1 protein-coding gene and 1 tRNA gene are annotated in these 1874 nt (G+C 44.1%); both read right to left on the bottom strand.

Going from position 1 to position 1874, the window contains the following annotated elements; translation table 11 throughout:
* Window positions 1-328: 328 nt before the first annotated feature.
* Window positions 329-1318 carry a site-specific integrase gene (locus QVA83_RS17815; protein WP_287498761.1) on the bottom strand — a complete coding sequence of 330 codons (990 nt, stop codon included), beginning with the start codon at window positions 1316-1318 and terminating at the stop codon, window positions 329-331.
* 222 nt (window positions 1319-1540) lie between these two features.
* Window positions 1541-1617: transfer RNA gene (locus QVA83_RS17810), tRNA-Arg, on the bottom strand.
* Between the last annotated feature and the right edge of the window lie 257 nt (window positions 1618-1874).

The raw sequence follows: 1874 nt of genomic DNA, 5'->3' as shown, positions 1-1874 counted from the left end.
GGTCAATCCAAGGTGTCACGGCTGCTCAAATCTGAAAGAAACGTCGATATACACGCTAGCGGCGTTCGAAATATTTGGCTAAGGGAAAACATGAATACTACTGCGTTACGATTGGCAAAGCTTGCCGAAGAGCAGCAACATTGATAGTGTGGTTACGTCAAAATCGCTTGGTACTTATACCGTCAGTATCCCTTGGTAATCACACTAATCCACTTAAGGGGATACAAATAATTTTCGAGATAACATAGGCTTTAGTGGGTTAAAGCCTATGTTATCCTAAAAGCAATGGCGTTACCTTCTCACAAATAACGCCAGCTTAAAGCTTAAGCTAACCGGCCAGCTTTTTAGCCAGATTGGCTGGACACAGGTGCGTATACCGCTTAAGGGAAGCGAGATCCTTGTGACCAGTGATTGCAGAAACTTCCATCATGGCAAATCCCTTTTCAAAAAAGCGACTGGTAGCTTCATGACGAAGATCGTGAAAACGTAGATCTTTAATTTTTGCCCTTTCAGTCACTCGCCTGAACGCCTGACCAACTGAGTCTCCCCTTATTTGGAAAATCTTACCAGAGAGGTGACGGGGCTGCGACTTAATGACTTCCATTGCGCGTGGAGATAATGGAACTGTTCTACTTTCGTTATTTTTGGTGTCCGCCAGAAAAACTGTCGAAGCTTTGAGGTCGACACATTCCCATTCTATTCCGATTATTTCACCACGGCGCATGCCTGTCTCGATGGCGAATTGAATAAGGTCGGAAATAGCTCCACCATATTCTTTTGCTGAATGAAGGAGAATTTGTTCCTCCCCTGGCTTTAACCTCCTGTCTCTGGCTTTGCCTTTGGCAGGCAAACTTACATTGTCTACCGGATTTCCTTTTGGCAGGTACATCTCCCACTCTGTCATGGCATGATTGATAAACCCTTTCAACATGTTAAGTTCTTTTCGTACGGTGTCGTTTTTGACTTTGCTTTTTTCCAGCCTGTAAGCCTTATACTCTCTGATGGAACTGACAGTCAGATCGATAAGTTTGTATGAGTTAAAAACTTTTCCAAGCCTTTTAGTCATGTATCCGAGACTTTTCGCAGATTTCTTCTCGGAGAGCTTTTCTTCCCAGTATTTATTAAGTCCATCAGCCACCGGAAGCGCTTCTGCTTCTGAAGTACTCATAAAAATGGACGAATCCATTTTTGCTTCAATATCACGAGCCCATTTAACTGCATCTGCTTTTTTAGCAAAAGTTTTGCTTTGTGTGGGAAAACCTTTTCTCCGGCACTTCGCCTGCCACTTCCCGTTATCACGTTTTGTTATCGTTGCCATAGATCCTCCTTGCGATAAGTAGAGCCAACGAGAAGCATTCTGTGTGGATTGCTGAAAATGGTCAGAGGGAAAAAAGCCTCATTTTTTGCCCTTGACAAATACAAAAAAAATAAGGTTGTTTTCGATGGCGGTTTTTTCATAAGAAACCTCGGAAATGAAAATGCAAAAAAGCACTCATGAGAGTGAGTGTCCCAATTTTGTCCCAAGGATGATTGGAGAGGATGGCCCACCCGAGAGGATTCGAACCTCTGACCTATGCCTCCGGAGGGCATCGCTCTATCCAGCTGAGCTACGGGTGGCCTGTATTTAAAGGCTTTTAGAGTTATTGACCACTAACACGACTTGTCATTCCAAACATGTAATTAGCTTAACAACAACAAATTTTTCAGCACCCTTTTTGTTCCGACCTCTCCTTCCGGAGGGCCGCGCTCTATCCAGCTGAGCTAAGGGCGGATCGTGCTACGGTTGTAATAACCGTGTACGTTCGCAAAGGAAAAATACGCAGTTAAATGTACGCTGCAAACGGGGCGTAATAATACTTACGCGGTGGGTTGGC

It is taken from the genome of Alteromonas sp. AO-Serp (assembly GCF_017849675.1).
In the GTDB taxonomy this organism is placed as follows: Bacteria; Pseudomonadota; Gammaproteobacteria; order Enterobacterales; family Alteromonadaceae; genus Alteromonas; species Alteromonas macleodii.
The sequence above is the reverse complement of the archived record's forward strand: the minus strand, read 5'-3'. Positions and strand labels throughout refer to the sequence as shown.

What these genes read in the sequence shown, in the direction of transcription:
- QVA83_RS17815 (WP_287498761.1), bottom strand. Translation starts at nt 1,318, where the DNA reads ATGGCAACGATAACAAAACGTGATAACGGGAAGTGGCAGGCGAAGTGC.